The organism is Lentzea sp. NPDC092896 (assembly GCF_044754905.1).
Taxonomy (GTDB): Bacteria; Actinomycetota; Actinomycetes; order Mycobacteriales; family Pseudonocardiaceae; genus Lentzea.
Genome location: NZ_JBIVPX010000001.1, coordinates 1033979 through 1054664, shown reverse-complemented (window position 1 = coordinate 1054664; position 20686 = coordinate 1033979). Strand labels below are relative to the sequence as shown.

Annotated in this window: 28 protein-coding genes and 1 pseudogene; 11 read left to right on the top strand and 18 right to left on the bottom strand. The window is 70.3% G+C overall.

Going from position 1 to position 20686, the window contains the following annotated elements:
* Positions 1-37 precede the first annotated feature (37 nt).
* Both ACIQF0_RS04615 and ACIQF0_RS04610 read right to left on the bottom strand, forming a co-directional pair.
* Positions 38-763 (bottom strand): RNA polymerase subunit sigma-70, encoded by a 726-nt coding sequence (locus ACIQF0_RS04615; RefSeq protein WP_401024420.1) that lies wholly within the window; start codon positions 761-763, stop codon positions 38-40.
* Between the two features lie 84 nt (positions 764-847).
* A complete protein-coding gene (locus tag ACIQF0_RS04610) occupies positions 848-1657 on the bottom strand; it encodes a sigma-70 family RNA polymerase sigma factor (protein ID WP_401024417.1) in 810 nt (269 codons plus the stop codon).
* An 88-nt stretch (positions 1658-1745) separates the two neighbouring features.
* On the opposite strand from ACIQF0_RS04610, the gene ACIQF0_RS04605 reads away from it, so the two are divergent.
* Positions 1746-2447 carry an SDR family oxidoreductase gene (locus tag ACIQF0_RS04605; protein ID WP_401024414.1) on the top strand — a complete coding sequence of 234 codons (702 nt, stop codon included), beginning with the start codon at positions 1746-1748 and terminating at the stop codon, positions 2445-2447.
* Between the two features lie 12 nt (positions 2448-2459).
* Complete coding sequence (locus tag ACIQF0_RS04600) at positions 2460-3101, top strand: HD family hydrolase (RefSeq protein ID WP_401024411.1); 642 nt, start codon at positions 2460-2462, stop codon at positions 3099-3101.
* Here the strand turns inward: ACIQF0_RS04600 and ACIQF0_RS04595 are convergent.
* The 4 genes from ACIQF0_RS04595 to ACIQF0_RS04580 form a co-directional block, all read right to left on the bottom strand.
* Positions 3098-3634, bottom strand: a complete 537-nt coding sequence (locus tag ACIQF0_RS04595) for a hypothetical protein (RefSeq protein ID WP_401024408.1) — start codon at positions 3632-3634, stop codon at positions 3098-3100. The two genes, ACIQF0_RS04600 and ACIQF0_RS04595, sit on opposite strands and share 4 nt — an antisense overlap.
* Positions 3635-3729: 95 nt before the next feature.
* Positions 3730-4149, bottom strand: coding sequence for a transcription antitermination factor NusB (nusB, locus tag ACIQF0_RS04590; protein WP_360032744.1), 420 nt, complete (start codon positions 4147-4149; stop codon positions 3730-3732).
* Complete coding sequence (gene efp / locus ACIQF0_RS04585) at positions 4149-4718, bottom strand: elongation factor P (RefSeq protein ID WP_360032741.1); 570 nt, start codon at positions 4716-4718, stop codon at positions 4149-4151. Before efp ends, nusB begins: the two co-directional genes overlap by 1 nt.
* Positions 4719-4749: 31 nt before the next feature.
* Entirely contained in the window at positions 4750-5826 is a 1077-nt protein-coding gene (locus tag ACIQF0_RS04580) for a Xaa-Pro peptidase family protein (RefSeq protein WP_360032738.1), read from the bottom strand.
* 35 nt (positions 5827-5861) lie between these two features.
* Here ACIQF0_RS04580 and ACIQF0_RS04575 point away from each other — a divergent pair, with 35 nt between their 5' ends.
* Positions 5862-6272: a B-4DMT family transporter gene (locus ACIQF0_RS04575; RefSeq protein WP_360032735.1), complete on the top strand. Its 411-nt coding sequence runs from the start codon at positions 5862-5864 to the stop codon at positions 6270-6272.
* Here the strand turns inward: ACIQF0_RS04575 and ACIQF0_RS04570 are convergent.
* Both ACIQF0_RS04570 and ACIQF0_RS04565 read right to left on the bottom strand, forming a co-directional pair.
* Positions 6256-6864: a hypothetical protein gene (locus ACIQF0_RS04570; protein ID WP_401024403.1), complete on the bottom strand. Its 609-nt coding sequence runs from the start codon at positions 6862-6864 to the stop codon at positions 6256-6258. The genes ACIQF0_RS04575 and ACIQF0_RS04570 overlap by 17 nt on opposite strands.
* Before the next feature lie 19 nt (positions 6865-6883).
* Entirely contained in the window at positions 6884-7261 is a 378-nt protein-coding gene (locus ACIQF0_RS04565; RefSeq protein ID WP_401024400.1) for a VOC family protein, read from the bottom strand.
* Positions 7262-7361: 100 nt separating this feature from the next.
* On the opposite strand from ACIQF0_RS04565, the gene ACIQF0_RS04560 reads away from it, so the two are divergent.
* Entirely contained in the window at positions 7362-8009 is a 648-nt protein-coding gene (locus tag ACIQF0_RS04560) for a Long-chain-fatty-acid--CoA ligase (protein ID WP_401024397.1), read from the top strand.
* Between the two features lie 126 nt (positions 8010-8135).
* On the opposite strand, the gene aroQ is transcribed toward ACIQF0_RS04560, so the two are convergent.
* From aroQ to ACIQF0_RS04525, 7 genes are all read right to left on the bottom strand, one after another.
* Entirely contained in the window at positions 8136-8564 is a 429-nt protein-coding gene (aroQ, locus tag ACIQF0_RS04555) for a type II 3-dehydroquinate dehydratase (protein WP_401024394.1), read from the bottom strand.
* The gene (gene aroB / locus ACIQF0_RS04550; RefSeq protein ID WP_401024391.1) at positions 8561-9670 is read right to left on the bottom strand and encodes a 3-dehydroquinate synthase; all 1110 of its coding nucleotides are present in this window, start codon (positions 9668-9670) and stop codon (positions 8561-8563) included. Before aroB ends, aroQ begins: the two co-directional genes overlap by 4 nt.
* The gene (locus ACIQF0_RS04545; protein ID WP_401024388.1) at positions 9667-10173 is read right to left on the bottom strand and encodes a shikimate kinase; all 507 of its coding nucleotides are present in this window, start codon (positions 10171-10173) and stop codon (positions 9667-9669) included. The genes aroB and ACIQF0_RS04545 overlap by 4 nt, the downstream gene beginning before the upstream one ends.
* A complete protein-coding gene (gene aroC / locus ACIQF0_RS04540) occupies positions 10170-11369 on the bottom strand; it encodes a chorismate synthase (RefSeq protein WP_401024385.1) in 1200 nt (399 codons plus the stop codon). The genes ACIQF0_RS04545 and aroC overlap by 4 nt, the downstream gene beginning before the upstream one ends.
* Before the next feature lie 13 nt (positions 11370-11382).
* Positions 11383-11835: a prepilin peptidase gene (locus tag ACIQF0_RS04535; RefSeq protein WP_401024383.1), complete on the bottom strand. Its 453-nt coding sequence runs from the start codon at positions 11833-11835 to the stop codon at positions 11383-11385.
* A 119-nt stretch (positions 11836-11954) separates the two neighbouring features.
* Positions 11955-12410, bottom strand: coding sequence for a PTS glucose transporter subunit IIA (locus tag ACIQF0_RS04530; protein WP_360032708.1), 456 nt, complete (start codon positions 12408-12410; stop codon positions 11955-11957).
* On the bottom strand, positions 12407-12643 hold the full coding sequence (locus ACIQF0_RS04525) for a glucose PTS transporter subunit EIIB (protein WP_093588084.1): 237 nt from the start codon (positions 12641-12643) through the stop codon (positions 12407-12409). Before ACIQF0_RS04525 ends, ACIQF0_RS04530 begins: the two co-directional genes overlap by 4 nt.
* Positions 12644-12758: 115 nt before the next feature.
* Here ACIQF0_RS04525 and ACIQF0_RS04520 point away from each other — a divergent pair, with 115 nt between their 5' ends.
* The 3 genes from ACIQF0_RS04520 to ACIQF0_RS04510 are packed head-to-tail and all read left to right on the top strand — an operon-like array spanning position 12759 to position 15118.
* Positions 12759-13514 (top strand): GntR family transcriptional regulator, encoded by a 756-nt coding sequence (locus ACIQF0_RS04520; RefSeq protein WP_360032705.1) that lies wholly within the window; start codon positions 12759-12761, stop codon positions 13512-13514.
* On the top strand, positions 13511-14821 hold the full coding sequence (locus ACIQF0_RS04515; protein ID WP_401024377.1) for a PTS transporter subunit EIIC: 1311 nt from the start codon (positions 13511-13513) through the stop codon (positions 14819-14821). Before ACIQF0_RS04520 ends, ACIQF0_RS04515 begins: the two co-directional genes overlap by 4 nt.
* 30 nt (positions 14822-14851) lie before the next feature.
* Complete coding sequence (locus ACIQF0_RS04510; RefSeq protein WP_319973703.1) at positions 14852-15118, top strand: HPr family phosphocarrier protein; 267 nt, start codon at positions 14852-14854, stop codon at positions 15116-15118.
* Between the two features lie 198 nt (positions 15119-15316).
* Here ACIQF0_RS04510 and ACIQF0_RS04505 read toward each other — a convergent pair.
* A pseudogene (locus ACIQF0_RS04505) lies at positions 15317-15679 on the bottom strand (phosphatase PAP2 family protein); the annotation flags it as partial.
* A gap of 231 nt (positions 15680-15910) precedes the next feature.
* Between ACIQF0_RS04505 and ACIQF0_RS04500 the strand changes: the two are divergent.
* The 4 genes from ACIQF0_RS04500 to ACIQF0_RS04485 are packed head-to-tail and all read left to right on the top strand — an operon-like array spanning position 15911 to position 19170.
* A complete protein-coding gene (locus tag ACIQF0_RS04500; RefSeq protein ID WP_360032700.1) occupies positions 15911-16585 on the top strand; it encodes a response regulator transcription factor in 675 nt (224 codons plus the stop codon).
* Between the two features lie 43 nt (positions 16586-16628).
* The gene (locus ACIQF0_RS04495) at positions 16629-17939 is read left to right on the top strand and encodes a HAMP domain-containing sensor histidine kinase (RefSeq protein WP_360033811.1); all 1311 of its coding nucleotides are present in this window, start codon (positions 16629-16631) and stop codon (positions 17937-17939) included.
* A complete protein-coding gene (locus ACIQF0_RS04490) occupies positions 17936-18331 on the top strand; it encodes a hypothetical protein (RefSeq protein WP_401024374.1) in 396 nt (131 codons plus the stop codon). The genes ACIQF0_RS04495 and ACIQF0_RS04490 overlap by 4 nt, the downstream gene beginning before the upstream one ends.
* Positions 18332-18345: 14 nt before the next feature.
* Positions 18346-19170: a MarR family transcriptional regulator gene (locus ACIQF0_RS04485; RefSeq protein WP_401024371.1), complete on the top strand. Its 825-nt coding sequence runs from the start codon at positions 18346-18348 to the stop codon at positions 19168-19170.
* A 2-nt stretch (positions 19171-19172) separates the two neighbouring features.
* On the opposite strand, the gene ACIQF0_RS04480 is transcribed toward ACIQF0_RS04485, so the two are convergent.
* Together ACIQF0_RS04480 and ACIQF0_RS04475 are read right to left on the bottom strand one after the other, a co-directional pair.
* Positions 19173-19667, bottom strand: a complete 495-nt coding sequence (locus ACIQF0_RS04480; RefSeq protein WP_401024368.1) for a DUF6985 domain-containing protein — start codon at positions 19665-19667, stop codon at positions 19173-19175.
* A 199-nt stretch (positions 19668-19866) separates the two neighbouring features.
* A complete protein-coding gene (locus ACIQF0_RS04475) occupies positions 19867-20685 on the bottom strand; it encodes a shikimate dehydrogenase (protein ID WP_401024365.1) in 819 nt (272 codons plus the stop codon).
* Position 20686: the final 1 nt, after the last annotated feature.

Sequence of the window (20686 nt, the reverse complement as noted above, 5' to 3'; positions counted from 1 at the left end):
CTGAGGACGTTCGAGGGAGCCATGTGCGTTCTCGAGGTCATTCGGGTGAGAACAGCCGCCGGACGTGCTCCCGGTCCGTGATCGCGTGGATCGCCGCGATCTTCCGCTCGCGCACCGTGAACGCCACCAGCGCGACCGGCTGACCGTCCACTGTCGACACCAGCCCGGCCTCGCCGCCGACGACCGCCGGTTCCATGCACGGCGCCGCCCGCATCACCGCGGTCTTGGGCGCGACCATGCCGGCCCCCCGCAGCCAGATCCCCTCCGAGCGCAGCGTCACGTCCGCGTCCAGCACGTTCTCGCCCGCCATGAACGCGTCGACGACCTCGCGCTGTCCGGCCAGGTCCACATCGGACACCGGTCTGCCCGCCACCCTCTTGCGCGCCCGCGCCTCCACCTGCAACGCGCCCAGCGGAGTGCGGCCGATCAACGGCGCCACCTGCTCGAACGGCTCCTGGAACATGTCGTGCAGCACGTAGGCGACGCGTTCGTCGGGGGTCAGCGCGTCGAGTGCGGTCAGCACGCCGAGGCCGGGTTCGTGGTTCGGCTCCCTGCTCACGACCGGGTCCGGCATCTCGAAGCCGTTCTTGGCCCGCACGCGCAGCATCGTGAGGCTCACCCGCGCGACGACCGTGCTCAGCCAGCCGGGCTCACCGGTCTTCTCGATCTTGCGGCGTGCCTCCCGCACCGCGTCCGCGGCCTCGGCGAACCGGCCGAGCATCCGGTAGGCGAGCCTGTCCCCCTGGTCCAACTCCCCGATCATCGTTGGTCCCCTTCACCTCGAGCGCCCACCTCAAATAGACACCTGGCGGGCGTTCGACGTGACCAGTGACAGCAGTGGTATTGCTCACGGAATAAGCGCGGCAAGTTGCTGCCGGTCCTGGATCACGTGGATCGCGGCGATCCGGTCGTCGCGCACCGTGAACGCCATGATCGAGAACACCACGCCGTCCACCCTCGTGACGAAGCCGATCTCGTCGCCGATGACCGCGAACTCGACGGCGGCCAGCGCGGCGTACTTGCGGAACAGGCTCGCACGGCCCGCGACGGTCCGCCCGCCGACGACCCGCAGGTCGCCCGCGCGCAGCACGGCGTCCGGGTGCAGCACCGCGACCAGGCCTTCCAGGTCGCCCTCCCGGGACGCCCTGAGGAACGCCTGCACCACTTCGCGCTGTTTGGGCAGGTCGACGTTGGGCCGCGGCCGGTCCTGCACGCGCTTGCGGGCCCTGCTCGCCAGCTGACGCGCGGTGGCCGGGGTCTTGTCGATCAACGGCGCGATGTCGTCGAACGGCACGGCGAACAGGTCGTGCAGTACGAACGCCAGCCGCTCGTCGGGCTTGAGCGAGTCCAGCACGATCAGCATCGCGAGGCCGACCTGGTCCCTCGCGACGGCCTGGTGCTCGGGCTCCTCCCCCGTCTCGATCACGGGATCGGGCATCTCGAACGCGTGCTCCCGCCTGTCCCGCAACATGTTCAGGCACACCCGCCCGACCACGGTCGTGAGCCACGCGGCCGGGTTGTCGATCTCGCTCGTGTCGGCGCGCTCGACGCGGAGCCAGGCGTCCTGCATCGCGTCGTCGGCCTCGGCGAACGACCCGAGCATGCGGTGGGCGATGGCGCGCAACCTCGTGCGCTCCTGCTCGAACTGCGCGATCAAAGCTTCCCCCTGTGGCCTGGCACACACCCTGTCACGTTCCCGCGCGCTGCCGGGTCGACCGGGCAACGACTCATTCGGGAGGGTAATCATGAAGATCCTCGTCACCGGCGGCACCGGCACGCTCGGCAGGCACGTCGTCGCCGCGCTGCGTGCGGCCGAGGCGGACGTGACCGTGCTGAGCCGCCACGGCGACATCGCCTGCGACCTGCTCGGAGAGGTGCCGCCGCTCGAGGCCGACGTCGTGGTGCACCTCGCCGGCGGGCAGAAGGGCGACGACGTCGCGACCCGCAACCTGCTGGCGGCCTGCCGGAGCGTCCGGCACCTCGTCTACATCTCGGTGATCGGCGCGGACACCGTGCCGCTGGCGTGGCTGCGCACCAAACTCGCCTGTGAGCAGGAGATCGCCGCGTCGGGCATCCCGTTCACGATCCTGCGCGCGGCCCAGTTCCACGACCTGACGCTGACCATGGTGCGCGGCCTGGCGAAGCTGCCGGTCGTGCCGGTGCCGGGCCTGCGGCTGCAGCCCGTCGACGCTCGTGACGTGGCCGCGCGCATCGTCGAGCTGGCGCTCGGTGCGCCCGCCGGACGCGTCACGGACATCGCCGGCCCTGCGGTCTACGAGCTGCGGCAGCTCGTGCGGGACTACCTGTCGGTCACGGGCAAGCGCCGTCTCACCGTGCCGGTGCGGCTGCCGGGCAAGGCCGGACAGGCCTACCGGGACGGGCGGAACCTGACGCTGGACGGCGACCACGGCGCCCGCACGTGGGAGGAGTTCCTCGCCGATCGGTAGAATCCCGGCAACGTGACCTCTTCCGACGCAGGACTTCTCGCCGATCAGAACCCGCTGCCGTCCGGTGTGGACTCCCGGCTGCGCGAGCACCTCACGTTCCTGATCGAGGTCGATCAGCTCAAGACCGTGCTGCGCGCGTCCCCTCTCGCGGCGGCGGACCGGCGGGAGAACGACGCGGAGCACTCGTGGCACCTCGCGCTGATGGTGCTGACTCTCGCGGAGTACGCCGACGAACCGATCGACGTCGGCCACACGATGAAGCTCGTGGTCGTGCACGACCTGGTCGAGATCTACGCGGGTGACACGCCGATCTACGACACCGAACTGGGCGAGAGCCAGCAGGAACGCGAGGAGGCCGCCGCCGACCGGCTGTTCGGGATCCTGCCCGAGGACTCGGGTCGCGTGCTGAGGGCGTTGTGGGACGAGTTCGAGGCGCGGTCGACGCCCGAGGCGCGGTTCGCGAAGGCCATGGACCGGCTGCAACCGTTGCTGCTCAACTGGATGGCGAAGGGCGGGACCTGGCGGACGCCCGGTGTGACGGCCGATGCCGTGCGCGGTCGCAAGGCCGTGATCGGTGAGGGCTCGACGAAGCTCTGGGAAGCGGCGCTGGAGCTGATCGACGAGGGCGAGCGGCGAGGCTGGGCGCGGTCCTAAGGGGTGTGCCAGCCGCCGACGAACCACTTCACGTCGCCGGTCGCCGGGTCGTAGCGGCGGCGTTCGATGGTGCCGATGTCGGCGCCGTAGACGTGGATGCCGATGGTCGGCTCCTCCGATTCGGCCACGACCGAGTGAACATCGTCGTCGGTCGTGCAGCACACGGTGACCTCGCCACGCCGGAAGATCTGCTCGCCCAGCTCGATCAGGGGACCTGCTCCGGTGGGCTTGGCGTAGCGGATCTCGCGTTCGGCGCCGGAGTAGATGCCGACGGCGCCCCACGTCTCATGGCCGTGCACGGGCGTGCGCTGCCCTGGCGCCCACACGACGACGGCGACGCACCAGCCGGGGGCGAGGTGCAGCGGGTAGTTGACGTGGTGGTCGGGCGACGGGCGGGTGAGTTCGGGCGGGAGACGGTAACCGCTGTCCAGCAAGGCGGACAGGCGGTCCGCGACCCGTTTGGTGATCTCGTGCTCGTCGTCGGAGGCGGCCACGATCGACGCCACGTCGTCGAGGAAGGTCTGCAGGTTCATGACCTGAAGCCTGGGGCAGCGCCCGTATGACGTCCAATGCCAAAACCGCGGGCATCCCATCAACCTGGTTGATGAGACGCCCGCGGAATGGGGAACTACAGGACGGCGCGCAGCTGGTCCGCGATGACCGCGATCCGGCCGAGCACACCGTTCACGAACCGCGGCGAGTCGTCCGTGGACAGGCCCTTGGCGAGCTCCACGGCCTCGTCGATCGCGACCGCGTCCGGCACTTCGGTCGCCCACAGCAGCTCGTACAGGCCGAGGCGCAGGATCGCGCGGTCGACCGCCGGCATGCGCTGCAGGGTCCAGCCCTCGGCGTGCTCCGAGATGAGGTCGTCGATGCGCGACCGGTGTGCGGTGACGCCCTCGACGAGCGTCACCGTGTAGTCGTTCACCGGCGGCACGTCGGGAGACCCGACGCGCGAGGCCAGCAACGTCACCGCGTCACTGCCCAGCAGGTCGGCTTCGTAGAGGAAGTCGACCGCGCGCTTGCGGGCCTTGCTCCGAGCACCCATCAGGACTTGTCGCTGATGCGGCCGAGGTAGCGGCCGTCGCGGGTGTCGACCTTGATCTTCTCGCCGGTCGTGACGAACAGCGGGACCTGGATCTCGGCGCCGGTCTCCAGGCGGGCGGGCTTGGTGCCGCCGGTGGAGCGGTCGCCCTGCAGGCCGGGGTCGGTGTGCTCGATGATGAGCTCGACCGACGTCGGGAGCTCGACGAACAGCGGGACGCCCTCGTGCGTGGCGACCATCGCTTCCTGGTTCTCCAGCAGGTAGTTCGCGGCGTCGCTGACCGTCTCGGCCGAAACCGGGATCTGGTCGTAGGTGTCGCCGTCCATGAAGATGAAGTCGGTGCCTTCCTTGTAGAGGAAGGTCATGCCGCGCTTGTCCACGGTGGCGGTCTCGACCTTGGTGCCCGCGTTGAAGGTCTTGTCGACGACCTTCCCGGTCAGCACGTGCTTGAGGGTCGTGCGCACGAAGGCGCCACCCTTGCCGGGCTTGACGTGCTGGAACGCGGTGACGGTCCAGAGCTGGCCGTCGAGGTTCAGCACCAGGCCGTTCTTCAGGTCGTTCGTGGTGGCCACGGTGGGATTTCTCCTGTGTAGGACGGGGGTGTCAGACGACCACGAGTTCTTTCGTGGTCAGGGTGAGGAGCTCCGGCCCGCTCTCGCGGACCACGAGGGTGTCCTCGATGCGGACCCCGCCCCGCCCCGACAAGTAGACGCCGGGCTCGACGGTGACCGCCATACCGGCCGAAAGTGTACCGGCACCCGCCTTCGACAACGCCGGTGCCTCGTGGATCTCCAGCCCGACCCCGTGGCCGAGGCCGTGCAGGAACTCGTTCCCGTGCCCGGCCTTCTCGATCACCTCGCGCGACGCGTGGTCGACGTCGCTCACCCGCGCGCCGGGCGTGAGCGCGTTGCGGCCCGCCGCCTGCGACCGCGCGACCAGGTCGTACAGGTCGCGCTGCCAGTCCGCGGGCTTGCCGAGGACGAGCGTGCGGGTCATGTCGGAGTGGTAGCCGTCGACCAGTGCGCCGAAGTCGAGCTTGATGAGGTCGCCCACGTGCAGGGTCGCGTCCGTCGGCGAGTGGTGCGGCACGGCCGAGTTCGCGCCGAACGCCACGATCGAGGAGAACGACGGGCCTTCCGCGCCGTGGTCGAGCATGCGGCTCTCCAGCTCGCGCGCGACCTCGCGTTCGGTGCGGCCGGCGCGCAGCCCGCCGTGGCCGATCAACGCCCCGAGGGCGCGGTCCGCCGCCGCGCACGCCATCCGCAGCGCCTCGATCTCGACCTCGTCCTTGACCAGCCGCAGCTTCTCGACCAGGCCACCGGCCTTCACCAGCTCGGCCTTACCGGCGGCCGCGGTCAGCTCGTCGAGGCCGTCGACCGTCACCTGGTGGCTCTCGAACCCGAGGCGGCCCTTCGCGCGTTGGGCGAGCGCCGTGTCGCACGGCCGGTCGATCAGCCGTTCCAGGTCCGGCACCTGCTTCGCCGACTGGGTGAGATAGCGGCCGTCGGTGCAGAACACCGTCGTGTCGTCGCCCGCCGCGCCGATCAGGACGGCGGCGTTCGATCCGGTGAACCCGGTGAGGTACCGGACGTTCAGCAGGTTCGTGACGAGCAGCGCGTCCAGGTTGGTGGCCTGGAGCTCCTGGCGGAGGGCGGTTCGGCGTGCGGCGTACGACGACATGTCTCGCAGCGTACGGCCAGTCCTAAGCTGTCCGCATGCGTCCTTGGTTCGTCCGTGCGTTGTGGATGGGGCTCCTGCACGGAGCCGTGCAGACCGGCGTGGCGGCCGTAGGCGTGCGCAGCCCCGAAGCCTCCTCGGTCCGCCCGATCGCGATCGGGCTGCTGATCGCCGCCGCCGTCATCTGGGGCGCCGTCGACACGGCGCGCGACCTGGACGGGCGCGGCATGCAGTGGTTCATCGCGGCGCTGATCGCGGGCCCGTTCGCGGGCGCGCTGGGCGTGATCGGGACGGCGTTGCTGGTCGACCAGACCGGGCAGGAGGCGCTGTGGGTGGCGCTGACGGGCGGCGCGGCGTTCACGGCGTTGCTCGTGCTCGCGCCCGCCGGGCTGGGGATGCTGCTGGGCGGGTTCCTGGTGGGCAAGGACCCGGCTAGTCCGAGGAGCTGACGAGGAGCAGGTAGCGCGCCGAGGTGCTGAAGGTGCCCGACTCGCCCTTGACCAGCAGTTCGTGCTCACCCGGCTTGAGCGGCGGGATCCACGCCCACAGTCCGCAGCCCTGCGCCGGCACACGTCCCTCGCGCTGGCCCACCACGTTGTCGCGCGCGGCCTGGTAGGTGATCGCGACCGGCGCGATCCGGCGCAGTTCCACCAGCTGCCCGTCGAGGGTCACCGAGCCCTTGGCGGCGTCCATGAACGACGCGCAGTTCGTGTCCGTGGAGGCGAGGTTGAGCGCGGGACCGGCGAGCGGGCGCCCGGCGGGCACCTGGCACCTGCGGTTCACGGCGCCGCCGAACGTGCCGGCGAAGAACCACACGTCCTTCGGCTGGTTCTCCGCGCACCACTGCCCGGTGTCGTCGACCACGGGGTTGCGGTTCTCCGGACTCGACGCCGCCCACGTCCACCACTGCGCCTGCAGCTCCTGATCGGACAGCTGCTCGCCCGCGGCCGTCGTCGTCTCGCTGCTGACGGGCGCGGGCTCCGGCGCGGCGGCACACCCGGCCAGGAGCAGGGCGAACGCGGCGATCCAAGGTCTCGGCACGATCAGCATCTTCACACGTTCAGATGGCGACCAGCTCGATTTCGAAGCCGTCCTCGTTCTCCAGGAACGCCGCGTAGTGGTCCGGTCCTCCCGCGTGAGGGTGCTTGTCCGCGAACATGAGTTTCCAGCCGTGCGCCTCGGATTCCCGGGTCAGCCGGTCGACGTCCTCGCGGGTGCCGGCTTGCAGAGCGAGGTGGTTCAGGCCCGCCTTCATCCGGTCGTGCGGGCCGGTCATCGCCGGGGATCGCTCGACCACCACGTAGGTCTCGCCGAGCTTCCAGCTGACGCCGGCGCTCCAGCGCTGGTGCTCGGTCCAGCCCAGTTCGGTGAAGATCCACCCGAACGTGGCCTCGGCGCGTCCCAGGTCCGGTACCCACAGTTCGACGTGATGCAGCATTGCGCACTCCCCGGCTTCTACGATCGGCTCGTGAAGATCGTCTCGAACGGCGAGCGACCCGACCTCCAGGGCCCCGCTGCGGGACGGCTGGCCACCGTTCGTGCTGCGCGGCCAGATCCCCGCAACTCACCGCGCCGCCGTGGCCGAGTACTTCCCGCGCTACGACGTGCTGCTGCTCGATGACGACGACACCGTGCTCGCGCGGGCGACTGCGGTGGCGCTGCGCTGGGACGGCGAGACGCTGCCCGACGGCGGGTACGACGGCGCGCTGGTCGCGGCGGTCAGCGGGCACGAGAACGGCGTCGCGCCGGACACCCTGTGCGTCGTGGCCGCGACGGTGCGAACGGACCGCACCGGCGGCGGGCTCGCGGGCAAGGTGCTCATGGGCCTGCGTGAACGGGCCGCGGCCGACGGGCTGCCGCGGGTGATCGTGCCGGTCCGGCCGACGCTGAAGGCGACCTACCCGCTGACCGCGATGGAGGACTTCCAGCGGTGGACGCGCGAGGACGGCCTGCACCTCGACCCGTGGATCCGCACCCACCAGCGGCTCGGCGCCACGATCCTCGGGCCGGCGCCCCGGTCGATGGTCGTGACCGGCACCGTCGCGCAGTGGGAGCGGTGGACGGGGATGGCGTTCCCGCAGACCGGCCGCTACGTCGTCGCCGGAGGGCTGGACCTCGTGGCGATCGACCGGGAGCGCGACCAGGGGCGCTACGAGGAGACGAACCTCTGGATGCGCCACCGCTGAGCCGGCGGCGTGACTCGGAACGTGGGCTGGGTGGTTCACGCACAGCGGAGCGCCTCACGGCGTCACCCGGAACGTCAACCAGGCGTCCACACACAGCGGAGCGCCTCACGGCGCACCACCGCCGAGTTACCTCTTGAGCGCCAGCCAGCGCAGTGCCAGCAGGTAGCCCTCGACGCCCAGGCCCACGATCACGCCGCTCGCGATGGCCGAGATGACGCTGTGGTGCCGGAACTCCTCGCGCTGGTGGATGTTCGAGATGTGCACCTCGACCAGCGGCGCGGTCAGCTGGGAGCACGCGTCGCGGATCGCGATCGAGTAGTGCGTCCAAGCGGCGCCGTTGAGGACCACGGGGATCGAGGCGTCGGCGGCCTCGTGCAGCCACGCGACCATCTCGCCCTCGTGGGCGGTCTGGCGGACCTCTACCTCGAAGTTGAGTTCCTTGCCCTCGGCCACGCACATCTGGACCAGGTCCGCGTACGTCGTGCGGCCGTAGACGTCCGGCTCGCGGGTGCCGAGGCGGTCGAGGTTCGGACCGTTGAGGACGAGGACCCTCACAGCAGCACCTTTCCGGAGCCCGTGGTCGGCTCGGCGGCGACGGCCGAGTAGGCGGCGGCGATCAGGGCCGGGTCCGGGCCTTCGAGGCGGCCCGGCTTGGCGAGACCGTCGAGGACGACGAAGCGCAGGACGCCCGCCTTGTTCTTCTTGTCGACCTTCATGCCCTCCATGAGCTGCGGGAGGGCGTCCGGGTCGTAGGAGGTCGGGAGGCCGAGCAGCTGCAGCACGCGCTTGTGGCGGTCGGCCGTCTCGTCGTCCAGCCGGCCCGTGAGGCGGGCCAGTTCGGCGGCGAAGACCAGGCCCACGCTGATGGCGGCGCCGTGGCGCCAGCGGTAGCGCTCGCGGCGTTCGATGGCGTGGCCGAGGGTGTGGCCGTAGTTCAGGATCTCGCGCAGGTTCGACTCGCGCAGGTCCGTGGTGACGACGTCGGCCTTGATCTGGATCTTGCGGCGGACCAGGTCGGCGAGCACGTCGCCGGTCGGGTCGAGGGCGAGCGCGGGGTCGGCCTCGATCAGGTCGAGGATGACCGGGTCGGCGATGAAGCCGCCCTTCACGATCTCGGCCATGCCGGCGATGAGTTCGTTGCGCGGCAGCGTTTCCAGCGTCGCGAGGTCGACGAAGATCGCGTCCGGCTCGTAGAACGTGCCGACGAGGTTCTTGCCCGCGTCGGTGTTGATGCCGGTCTTGCCGCCCACGGCCGCGTCGACCATGCCGAGCAGCGTCGTCGGGATGTTGACCAGCCGCACGCCGCGCATCCAGGTGGACGCGACGAAGCCCGCGAGGTCCGTGACCGCGCCACCGCCCAGGCCGACGACGACGTCGGAGCGCGACAGGCCGATCTTGCCCAGCACGTCCCAGCAGAAGCCGGCGACCGCGAGGTCCTTGCCGTCCTCGGCGTCGGGGACCTCGACGCGGTGCGCGTCGACGCCCACGGCCTTGAGCTCGTCGACCAGCACCTTCGCCGTCTCGGCCAGCGTCGGCTGGTGGACTATCGCGATCTTCGCCGTGTTCTTGAGGAACTCGACGATGTCGCCGAGCAGACCACGGCCGATCACGACGTCGTAGGCCTTCTCCGCGGCGACCCGGATGCGCACGGGCTCGGTCATGCTTGCACTCCCTCGATCACCGCGTCGGTGACCTGTTCCGGGTCCAGCGAATCCGTCAGGACCTCGATCGTCGCGACCTCGCGGTACAGCGGCAGGCGCGCGTCCAGCAGCGCCTTGAACGTCGCCCGCGGGTTGATGCCGGACAGCAGCGGCCGCGAGGACGACAGTCCGGTGCGGCGCACGCCCTCGGCCATGCCCACGTTCAGGAACACGACGGTGTGCTCCTGAAGGCGCTCGCGGGTCGCCGCGGACAGCACGGCTCCCCCGCCCAGCGCGAGCACGCCCTCGTGCTCGACCAGCGCCTTGGCGACCGCTTCCTCTTCCATGGCGCGGAAAGCGGGCTCGCCGTCGTCGGTGAAGATGTCCGAGATGGGCTTGCCGGCCAGCGCGACGACGTCGGCGTCGGCGTCGCGGAACGGCAGGCCCAGGCGTGCCGCGAGCAGTTCGCTGACCGTGGTCTTGCCCGCGCCGGGCGGGCCGACCACGACGTAGCGCGGGCTCACATGCCCTCCCAGCGGGCTTCCAGGGCCTTGAGGTACGCGTGGGCGTTGCGGCGCGTCTCGTCGAGCGAGTCGCCGCCGAACTTCTCCAGCGCGGCCTCGGCCAGCACCAGTGCCACCACGGACTCCAGCACGACACCGGCACGCGGCACGGCGCAGACGTCCGAACGCTGGTGGATCGCGGTGGCGGCCTCGCCGGTGCGCACGTCCACCGTGGCCAGTGCGCGCGGGACCGTCGAGATGGGCTTCATCGCCACGCGGACGCGCAGGATCTCGCCGTTGGTGATGCCGCCCTCGAGGCCACCGGCGCGGTTCGAGCGGCGCGTCACGCCGACCGGGCCGCTGCCGCGGTCGATCTCGTCGTGGGCCTGCGAACCCCAGCGCTGGGCGGAGGTGAAGCCGTCGCCGATCTCGACGCCTTTCATGGCCTGCACGCCCATGAGAGCGGCGGCCAGGCGGGCGTCGAGGCGGCGGTCCCAGTGCACGTGCGAGCCCATTCCCGGCGGCAACCCGTAGACGAGCACCTCGATCACGCCACCGACGGTGTCGGCGGCCTTCTGCACGGCCTCCACCTCGGCGACCATCGCGGCGGTGCCGCGGGAGTCGAAGCAGCGCACCGGGGACTCGTCGATCGCGGGCAGGTCGTCCGGCGTCGGCAGCGCGGAGTCGTCGGGCGTCACGGCCTTGCCGATGGACACCACGTGGCTCAGGACCTGGACGCCGAGCAACTGCTGCAGGAACTGCCGGGCGACCGTGCCCAGCGCGGTGCGGGCGGCCGTCTCACGGGCCGAGGCGCGCTCCAGCACCGGGCGGGCCTCGTCGAAGCCGAACTTCTGCATGCCCGGCAGGTCGGCGTGACCGGGGCGCGGGCGGGTGAGGGCCTCGTTGCGGCCCGTCGGCTTGAGCAGGCTCGGGTCGACCGGGTCCGGCGACATGACCGTCTGCCACTTGGGCCACTCGGAGTTGCCGATCGTGACCGCGACCGGACCGCCCTGGGTCTTGCCGTGGCGCACGCCGCCGAGGATCTCGACCTCGTCCTGCTCGAAGCCCATCCGGGGCGAGCGACCGAAACCGAGCCTGCGGCGCCCGAGCTGGGCGACCAGGTCCTCGGTGGTCACCTCCACTCCGGCGGGCATGCCCTCCAGGACGGCGACGAGAGCGGGGCCGTGTGACTCTCCAGCGGTGATCCAGCGCAGCACGTTCACAATCCTTTCACAGCGTCGTCAACGCCCAGGTGGCGGCCAGCAGCCCCGGTCCGTGCGGCACGGCACGGCTGCGCCGGAGCGCGGCGACGACGAGCGTGACCGCGCTGGACAGGATCGCCGCAGGTAAGAGGGACGGCAGCGGGAGCACCGCGCCGAGACCGAACGCGAGCTTCACGTCCCCGCCGCCCATGAGGGCGGGCCGCCACCGCCGGACGGCGAGATGCGCGCCACCGAAGACGAGCGCCGACAGCACCGCCGCTCCCAGCCCGTGGAACTGAAGGAGCAGCAGCGCGGCACCCAACGGGAGGGTCAGCGCGTCCGGCAACCGGTGGTGCCGCAGATCGATCATGGCGAGCACGATGCCGAACCAGGCCAGCAGGAACGACGAGGGTGGAGCGTCCAGGACGGCGGCGACCGTCCACAGGGAACCCAGCGCAGACGCGAGCAGGACCGTGGTCATGACACCACGGTCCTGCTCGGCACGACCTGGCACAAATTTCGGCCTGTCGTGAACGGTCCGTTCACGCACAGGCTTCACGGTGCCTCAGAAAGGGCTGGGAGAACGCCCGGAACAGCGGTTCAGCGAGACCAGTCGAACAGGGCGTCGTTCGCCGCCACGTCGACGTCCAGCGCGAGGTCGGCCAGCACCTCGGCGGACGCGTCCAGCGCGATCACCGGGCAGATCGGTGCGAACCCGGCCGCCTCGACCTCGGCCGGGTCCCACGTCACGATCTTCTGACCGGCCCTGACCTGCTCGCCCTTGACGACGTGCAGCTCGAAGCCCTCGCCCTTGCGCTTCACGGTGTCGATGCCGAGGTGGACGAGGACGGCCGCCCCGTCACCGTTGGCGACCACGAACGCGTGGGGGTGCAGCGTGACGATGGTCCCGTCGAGCGGCGACACCACGTCGGACTTCGATCGAACCGGCTCGACGGCCACGCCGGGGCCGACCATCGCCTCGGCGAAGACCTGGTCCGGAACGGCGGAGAGCGCGACCACCCGGCCGGCGACCGGGCTGCCGACGCGGAGGCTCACAGGAGGTCCTCGATGTCCGACGCGATGGTGTCCGCCTCGGGTCCGACGACGACCTGGACGACGTTGCCGGAGCGCATGACTCCGTGTGCTCCCAACGCCTTCAGGGCCTTCTCGTCCACGACGGAACCGTCCTCGAGCTCACACCGCAGGCGGGTGATGCACGGCTCGATCTCGACGATGTTGTCCCGTCCGCCCAGCGCGGCGAGGATCTTCTGAGCCTTCTCGTCAGCCACGTTCGTACCTCTCGTTCCCGTAACAGCGGTTGACACCCGCTCGGTGCGCGGAGCATTCTCCCGCACCAACTGGTCTAGACCGGAAAGTACCACTAGCGACGAGGGAGGTGACCGAGTGAACGAGATCGTGGACGGGCCCAAGCCCAAGCACGCGCAGTTGCGCGAGATCCTGCGACGGCTGGCCGAACAGGAACTCGCTCCCGGCTCACCCATTCCGTCGGAGCGCGACCTCGCCGAGCGGTACGGAGTCTCTCGCATCACCGTGCGGGCCGCAGTCGGCCAACTGGTCGCGGAAGGCCTGCTCACCAGGGCCAAGGGCCGTGGGACGTTCACCGCCAAGCGGCGCTACGACCTGCAGCTCTTCCTGGCCTCGTTCACCTCGGACATGAAGGCGCGCGGGGTCGAACCCAGCACCGAGGTGATCAGCTGCGCCCAGGCGGCACCCGGCTCGAAGGCCTCGCTGGGCCTGGAGGCCGACGAGTACGCGTACCGCGTCGTGCGGCTGCGCAAGGCCGACGGGGCACCGTTGGCGCTCGAGGCCGGCTGGTACAGCCCGCACATGCTGCCCGAGCTCGACCGATGTGACCTGACCGGATCGATCTACGAGATCATCGCGACCCGGTACGGAATTCAGCTTGACCACGCGCGGCAGACCGTGTGGGCCGAGACCGCCGACGCGGAGACCGCGAAGGCGCTCGACGTCCGCAAGGGCAGCCCGCTCCTCGTTTTCAGGAGGGTCGCCAGCTCCGACGGGCGGCCCTGCGAAGACGTGACCTCCTGGTACCGGGGCGATCTCTACCAGGTGACCATGCAACTGGACCGGACCGTCCCGGGTTCCGGACCTAACTCCGCCAAGGGAGGTACCACATGAGCGCCAGCGCCCCAGAGGCGACAGGCGGTCGCGGGTTCAAGGGCCTGGCCGGTATGCAGCGATTCGGCCGCAGCCTGATGCTGCCGATCGCCTCACTGCCCGCCGCCGCGATTCTTCTGCGTTTCGGTCAGCCTGACCTGCTCGGCAAGGACGGCCTGGGCTGGAACAAGGTCGCCGCCGTCATCGGCGGTGCGGGCGACGCCCTGTTCAGCAACCTGCCGTTGCTGTTCGCCGTGGGTGTGGCCATCGGCTTCGCCCGCCGGGGCGACGGTTCGACCGCACTGTCCGCAGTGGTCGGTTTCGTCGTCACCCAGGCCGTGTTCAAGGCCATGTCGCCGATGGTGCTTCCTCTCGCCGAGGATCCCGCCAAGCAGGAGCAGATCAACTACTCGGTGCTCACCGGCATCGTGGTCGGCCTGATCTCCGCAGTTCTGTGGCAGAAGTACCACCGCATCAAGCTGCCGCCGTACCTGGCGTTCTTCGGTGGCCGCCGCTTCGTGCCGATCATCGTCGCGGCCGTCATGATCCCGGTCGCGGTCCTCATGGGCCTCATCTACCCGTGGTTCGACAAGGGCCTGACCGCGGTCGGCGAGGCCGTCTCGGGCAGCACGATCCTCGGCGCGGGCGTCTACGGCGTCATCAACCGCCTGCTCATCCCGCTGGGTCTGCACCACATCCCGAACACGTTCATGTGGCAGGTCTTCGGCGAGTACTCGGCGGACGGTGCCACCAAGACCGGTGACATCCCGAGGTTCTTCGCGGGCGACCCGACCGCCGGCACGTTCATGAGCGGCTTCTTCCCGATCTTCATGTTCGCGCTCCCCGCGGCCGCGCTGGCGATCATCCACACCGCCAAGCCGTCGCAGAAGAAGATCATCGCCGGCATCATGGGCTCGGCGGCCCTCACCTCGTTCATCACGGGTGTCACCGAGCCGCTCGAGTTCGCGTTCATGTTCGTCGCGTGGCCGCTGTACGTCATCCACGCGTTCCTCACCGGCACGTCGCTGGCGATCACCAACGCGCTGGGTGTGCACGACGGCTTCGGCTTCTCGGCGGGTGTGATCGACTACCTGCTCAACTTCAACATCGCGACGAGGCCGTTGCTGATCATCCCGATCGGTCTTGTCTACGCGGCGATCTACTACTTCCTGTTCCGCTTCGTCATCACCAAGTGGAACCTGAAGACGCCCGGCCGCGAAGACGACGAGTCGCCGGAGGCCGACGAGAGCGTCGTCGGCAGCAGCGGTGACACCGCCGTGCGCGAGACCGCGGTGCGCGAGAAGCGCGCCACGAACGAACAGCAGTAAGCACAACCAGTACTACCGGGAGGAACCATCATGGCCGAGCGACGGGTCACCGTGGCCAGCAAGGTCGGACTGCACGCCCGGCCTGCCGCACTGCTGGCGAAGGCCGCCGCCGACCAGCCGGTGACGGTCACCATCAGCAAGGACGGCGGCGAAGCCGTTGACGCGGCGAGTGTCCTGGGACTCATGACCCTGGGCGCTATGCATGGTGACGAGGTGGTGCTCAGCGCCGATGGGGACGGAGCGGACGCCGCTCTGGACGCCATCGCCGAACTGATCGCCACCGATCACGACGAGTGAGCCGGGTCGTGAGTGGTCTCGGTCGCCCCGATGGCCGAGACCACTCACGACCCACCCGAAGTGCAGCACGACACCCGCGGTCACGACGCCGGCCAAGGTCGACGGCGTGGCCTGCGGGTAGCTCACCATCAGCCAGACCCCGCCCACGGCCAGCACGGGCGGCACGAGAAGACCAGCGGTCCACTTGCGCAGCAACAGGAACGCGAGCGTCGAGACCAGCAGCGCCGCGCCGAGCGTGTCGCTGAACCGGTGCCAGCCGAGCGACACCGTCTCCGCCGCGACCGCCCCCGCGCCGATCGCCCCCGGCACCGCCACGACCAGCGCGAACCGCTTGGGCACGGCCATCGTCACCGCGATCACCGACGCCACCGCGGCCGTCGTGTGTCCACTCGGGAAGCTGTTGTGCACCAGCACGGCGTCGTCGTCCAGCGGCGGCCGCACCAGCACGTAGAGCTTCAGCACCTGCGCGCCCAGCACCGAGCCGCCGAGCAGCAGCAACGGTGTCAGCGACTTCTTGCGCGCGAAGAGGATCACGAGGACAGCGGCGACAAGGATCGCCATGTCCACGTTGGACGCCCACGAGCGTTGCAGTGACAGCTCGGGCAACGCGGCGTTCTCCGCCTTCTGCCCGAACGACGTCCACACCAGCGCGAAGTACGTGAAGAGGAATCCCAGCAAGCTTCCGGCCATGACTTCGAGAGTCCGCGAGCCGCTCCACGGGAAGGTGCGCGGCATGTCATGGTTCGGCTACAGAACCGGCGCCGGTGCCGTCTCCTGCCGATAATGGATCTCGTGGCGATGGTCTTGCTGGTCGAGGACGACCCCTCCGTGCGTGAAGGACTCGGACTGGCGTTGCGCCGGCAGGGACACGACGTGCGGGCGGCGGAGACAGGCGAGGAAGGCGTCGCCCGGCTGCGCGAGTCCCGTCCCGACATCGTGGTCCTGGACATCATGTTGCCGGGCATCGACGGCTTCGAGACGTGCCGCCGGATGCGCACGCACGCCGAGGTGCCGATCATCATGCTCACCGCGCGCGGTGACGACTTCGACGTGGTCGCGGGCCTGGAGGCGGGCGCGGACGACTACGTGGTCAAGCCCGTCGAACCGCGCGTGCTGGAGGCCCGCATCCGCGCCGTGCTGCGGCGGACCGTCGCCGAGCCGTCCAGCCTCGAACGCCACGGCTCGCTGGTGATCGATCGGGCAGGTCTGCAGGTGCTCAAGAACGACGTGAAGGTCGCGCTGACCCCGACCGAGCTGAAGCTGCTGCTCGAACTCTCCCGCACCCCCGGCCGCGTGCTGACCCGCCAGCAGATCCTCGAAGCCGTCTGGGAGCACGACTACCTCGGCGACTCGCGGCTCGTCGACGCGTGCGTGCAGCGGTTGCGCGCGAAGATCGAGGACGTGCCCTCCGACCCCGGCTACGTCCACACCGTGCGCGGCTTCGGTTACCGCTTCGGCCCGCGATGAGGTCGTGGTGAGGTCACTGCTCAGGGGCCTGCGCCCGAGGCTGATGGCGGCGTTCCTGCTGCTGACGGTGCTGGGCGCGGTGGGAGCCGCGGGCGCCTCCTACGCGACCGCCCGCACGTTGCTGCTGGCGGACGCGCAGGACAACTTCATGAACCCGCTCGTGCAGGACGTCCGCGACTACGCGCCCCGGCTGACCGTGCCGCCGGCGCAGCAGGACCTGGACGAGTTCGGCACGTACCTGCGCGGTTCGGCGGTGGTGCTCTACGAGGGCCTGCGCTCCACCACCGGCCCCGATCCGGCGTTCATCCCCGCCGAGATGCGCGAGATGCTCAAGACGAGCAGGACGACCCTCTGGCAGCGCCGCACGGACCTGACCGACCCGTACGTCGTCATCGGCATCCCGCTGCTGCGCGCGGACGGCAATCCGACCGGCGTGGAGGTGTGGGCGCTGCTGTACCTGAGAGGTCCGCAGACCGCCATCGACAGCTTCTCGACCGCCGCCTGGGTGGGCGTGAGTCTCGTGCTTCCCCTGGCCCTGGGTCTCGCGCTCTTCACCGCCCGCGGCGTCCTGCGTCCCGTCCGCAGGCTCGGCACCGCGGCCCGCGCGCTGGGCTCCGGACGGCTGGACACCCGTGTCGACGAACGCGGCTCCGACGAACTCGCCGACCTGGCACGGACGTTCAACCGCGCCGCCGAACAGCTGGAGGCCTCCCAGGCCGCGTCCCGCCGGTTCGTCGCCGACGTGTCCCACGAGCTCCGCACGCCGCTGACCGCGATGAACGCCGTGACCGCGGTCCTGGACGAGGACGCGGACACGTTGCCGCCCGACACGGCCGTCGCGGCCAGGCTGGTGTCGGCCGAGACGCGCAAGCTCACCCGCCTGGTCAACGACCTGATGGAGATCTCCCGGTTCGACGAGGGCCGCAACCTGCTGGAACTGGACGACTGGGACATCAGCACGGCCGTCCGCGACACCCTGGCCGCCCGTGGCTGGGCCACGTCCGTCCAGGCCTCGCTGCCCGAGGGAGTGGTGGGCCGGGTGGACCGCCGCCGCCTGGACGTCATCGTGGCCAACCTGGTGGGCAACGCGCTCAAGCACGGCGGCGTGCCGGTGCGTGTGACCGTGCGGCCTGGTGTCATCGAGGTGTCCGACCACGGCCCTGGTATCTCTCCCGAGGCCCTGCCCCACATCTTCGACCGCTTCTACAAGGCAGACACGGCCCGCTCCCGTTCCGAGGGCAGCGGACTGGGATTGGCGATCGCATGGGAGAACGCACGCCTGCACGGCGGCACCATCGAAGCGGCCAACGCGCCCTCGGGTGGCGCGGTCTTCACCTTGCGCTTGCCCTGGTGACCCTCACGGCCTGCGGCATCCGCCCGACCTCGATCCTCACCGGGGCCGAGGCGCCTACGGTGTCGTCGCACTCGGTGACCATCTACCTCGTGACGCCGGAGCGGGACGGCCTGGTGCGCCGGACCCGCGAGTACACCGGCACCCTCGACATCACGACGGCCATGAACCTGCTGCTGGCCGGGCTCACCGACGAGGAGAGGAAGCTCGGCCTGGTGAGCGAGCTGCCCACCACGTCGGCCAAGGCGGTCGCCGTGCAGAACGTGATCGTGATGCCGCAGGGGGTCGAGCCGCCGTCGTCGAAATGGGCGGTGTTCCAGGTGCACTGCACGGCGCTGGCGAGCCGCGCGAAGGTGGCGGGCGTGGAGTCGCTCCCCAACGAGAACTGCCCGTAGGCATGATGGGGATCATGGCTCACACCGCCCGTCGCATGTTCGAGCTCCTGGAGCCGATCTGCCTGGTGACCTTCTTCGCCGACGAGTGCGGCGAGGAGCTGGCCGCGCTCGGCCACCGCACCTACTGGGACGGCTACTTCGCGAGCCGTGCCGCGCCGCTGGGACGGGTGCCGGCGGAGGTCGTGCACGCCGCGTTCTACAACTTCGCCGACGGAGAGGCCGCACGGCACATCCCGAGCGCCTGGGAGACGATTCCGCCCGAGGCATCGCTCGCCGCACGGGAACGAGGCAGCGCCGCCTCCCTGCGGCGGATCCTCGGCGAGCTGGCCGGCTCCCCCGGCCTGGTGCGTGCCGCCGACCTGACCACCAAGGCCGCGACGAGCGCGCCCACGGTGGGCCGGGTGATGTACGCCGGGATGCGCACCGTCCCGGTGCCCAGCGATCCCGTCGCCCGGCTGTGGCACTCCGCGACCATGCTGCGCGAGCACCGCGGTGACGGGCACATCGCCGCTCTCGTCGGCGCGCGGATCGGCGGCACCGAGGCCCACGTGCTCTCGGCGCTGGCGATGGGCGTCCACCCGGCGGAGACGTTCGGGCGCGTCCACCACCTGCCGAAGAAGCGACTGGCCGCGGTGATGGACGGCTTGCGCGAGCGTGGTCTCATCGATGCCGAGGGCCACTTCACCGACGCCGGTCGCGAGACCCAGCAAGGCGTCGAGGCCCTCACCGACGAACTCGCCGCGGCACCCTACGACGCCCTCTCCCCCGCCGAACTGGACGAGCTGGTCACCGAACTCGACCCCATCGCCGCGAAGCTGGTGGCTGCGGGATCGAAGTGACGTCAACGCTCGTAGAGCACGTCTGAGTCGTTGGTGAGGTGACCGTCGTACGGCCCGACCTTGGTCACGCGCGCGCCGTCGCGAAGCACGACCTGCAGCCCGTGCTCCACTTCCCACTCGCACTCGGCCTCTAGAGAGATGTAGACCGAACCGCCCCCGTGGTCACGTTGCACGGTGACCTCGTGGCCCGCGAACGAGACGTCGTTCCAGACCTCGGCCGGCCCGGCGATACGAGGGAAGTCGTCCAGTTCGTCGCCGAAGACCTCGCCCATGTGCCGGTAGTAGTCGAAGACACCGGGCGCCGCCGCCTCCAGCGCCGTGCCGTCCAACGCCAGGAAGGCGCGGATGGCGGCGTGGAAGTCGTCCGGCGCCGGGTCGTCGGTGTAGCCGTCCAGGTGGAACGGCAGCGCGACGCCGAGCACCGGCACCGGGATCGGCGCGCTGACCAGGCTTTCGTACTCGTTCTCGACCACGGTGCCGAGTCCGGGGATCTCCACCGGGTCATCCTAGGAAAAAGGCGGGACGCAGCGGCGGCCGTAGGCCGTGCGTCCCACCGACCGGCCCTCCCAAGGTGAGGAACACCGGCATGCGATGGCTGCGGCCGAGTGGCACATCGTCCACAGCCAGCGAGTCAGCCGTAGGCAATCACAGGCCTCGCGCACGCCGGAATCGAACAGCCGAAGATCAAGACGAAAGTTACGCGCGGGCACGCAGGGCGGCGTCGAGCGCCGACCGCATAACGTCCTGCGGCGCGGGCTTCCCGGTGAACTGCTCCACCTGCCCGAAAGCCTGGTGCAGCAACATGTCCAGCCCGGTGGCCAGTCGCGCCCCGGAGGCCTCCACGGCAGCGGCGACCGGCGTCGGCCACGGGTGGTAGATCACGTCCAGCACGTAGGGCGCACGAGCCAGGTCGGCGGCCAGCGGCACGGTGGCCTCGGCGGGCACCGTCGACACCACGACGTCCGACGCGCCGGCCAGCACGGCCAGGTCCACAGAGGACAGTTCCAGGACCTCGACGGTGACGCCGACCCTGGACGCGGTCTCCAGAGCCTCACCCGCACGCGAAGGATCGCGCACCACGAGGGAAGCGGAGGTGATGCCGAGCGCGGCGAACCCGGCCAGCGCGGCCGTCGCCGTGCCACCCGCACCCAGCACGACGCCGTGCGTGCCGCCGGAGAAACCCTTCTCCCGCAACGCACCCACCACACCGTCCACATCGGTGCAGTCGGCGTGCCACTCGGAACCGTTGCGCACCAGCGTGTTCGCCGCTCCGACCGCGGAAGCACGTGGGGTCACGACGGACGCGAACGCCAGCGCGGCACGTTTGGTGGGCATCGTGCAGGACAGGCCGACCCACTCCGGTCCCAGCGAGGCGACCAGAGCGGGAACTTCAGCCTCGGAGCACTCCAGGCGGGTGTACTCCCAGTCGAGGCCCAGTGCGGCGTACGCGGCGTTGTGCAGCACCGGGGACAGGGAGTGCTCGATCGGCGAACCGATCACCGCGGCCTTGCGCACC

Bases quoted from the DNA above. Each gene is read 5' to 3' on its own strand.
- ACIQF0_RS04595 (WP_401024408.1), bottom strand. From the start codon at position 3,634: ATGAACCTGCAGACCTTCCTCGACGACGTGGCGTCGATCGTGGCCGCC.
- ACIQF0_RS04565 (WP_401024400.1), bottom strand. From the start codon at position 7,261: ATGCTGCATCACGTCGAACTGTGGGTACCGGACCTGGGACGCGCCGAG.
- ACIQF0_RS04580 (WP_360032738.1), bottom strand. From the start codon at position 5,826: ATGTCGTCGTACGCCGCACGCCGAACCGCCCTCCGCCAGGAGCTCCAG.
- ACIQF0_RS04510 (WP_319973703.1), top strand. From the start codon at position 14,852: ATGGCCGAGCGACGGGTCACCGTGGCCAGCAAGGTCGGACTGCACGCC.
- ACIQF0_RS04515 (WP_401024377.1), top strand. From the start codon at position 13,511: ATGAGCGCCAGCGCCCCAGAGGCGACAGGCGGTCGCGGGTTCAAGGGC.
- ACIQF0_RS04615 (WP_401024420.1), bottom strand. From the start codon at position 763: ATGATCGGGGAGTTGGACCAGGGGGACAGGCTCGCCTACCGGATGCTC.
- ACIQF0_RS04575 (WP_360032735.1), top strand. From the start codon at position 5,862: ATGCGTCCTTGGTTCGTCCGTGCGTTGTGGATGGGGCTCCTGCACGGA.
- ACIQF0_RS04485 (WP_401024371.1), top strand. From the start codon at position 18,346: ATGGCTCACACCGCCCGTCGCATGTTCGAGCTCCTGGAGCCGATCTGC.
- ACIQF0_RS04495 (WP_360033811.1), top strand. From the start codon at position 16,629: ATGGCGGCGTTCCTGCTGCTGACGGTGCTGGGCGCGGTGGGAGCCGCG.
- ACIQF0_RS04605 (WP_401024414.1), top strand. From the start codon at position 1,746: ATGAAGATCCTCGTCACCGGCGGCACCGGCACGCTCGGCAGGCACGTC.
- aroB (WP_401024391.1), bottom strand. From the start codon at position 9,670: ATGACCGAGCCCGTGCGCATCCGGGTCGCCGCGGAGAAGGCCTACGAC.
- ACIQF0_RS04535 (WP_401024383.1), bottom strand. From the start codon at position 11,835: ATGACCACGGTCCTGCTCGCGTCTGCGCTGGGTTCCCTGTGGACGGTC.
- nusB (WP_360032744.1), bottom strand. From the start codon at position 4,149: ATGGGTGCTCGGAGCAAGGCCCGCAAGCGCGCGGTCGACTTCCTCTAC.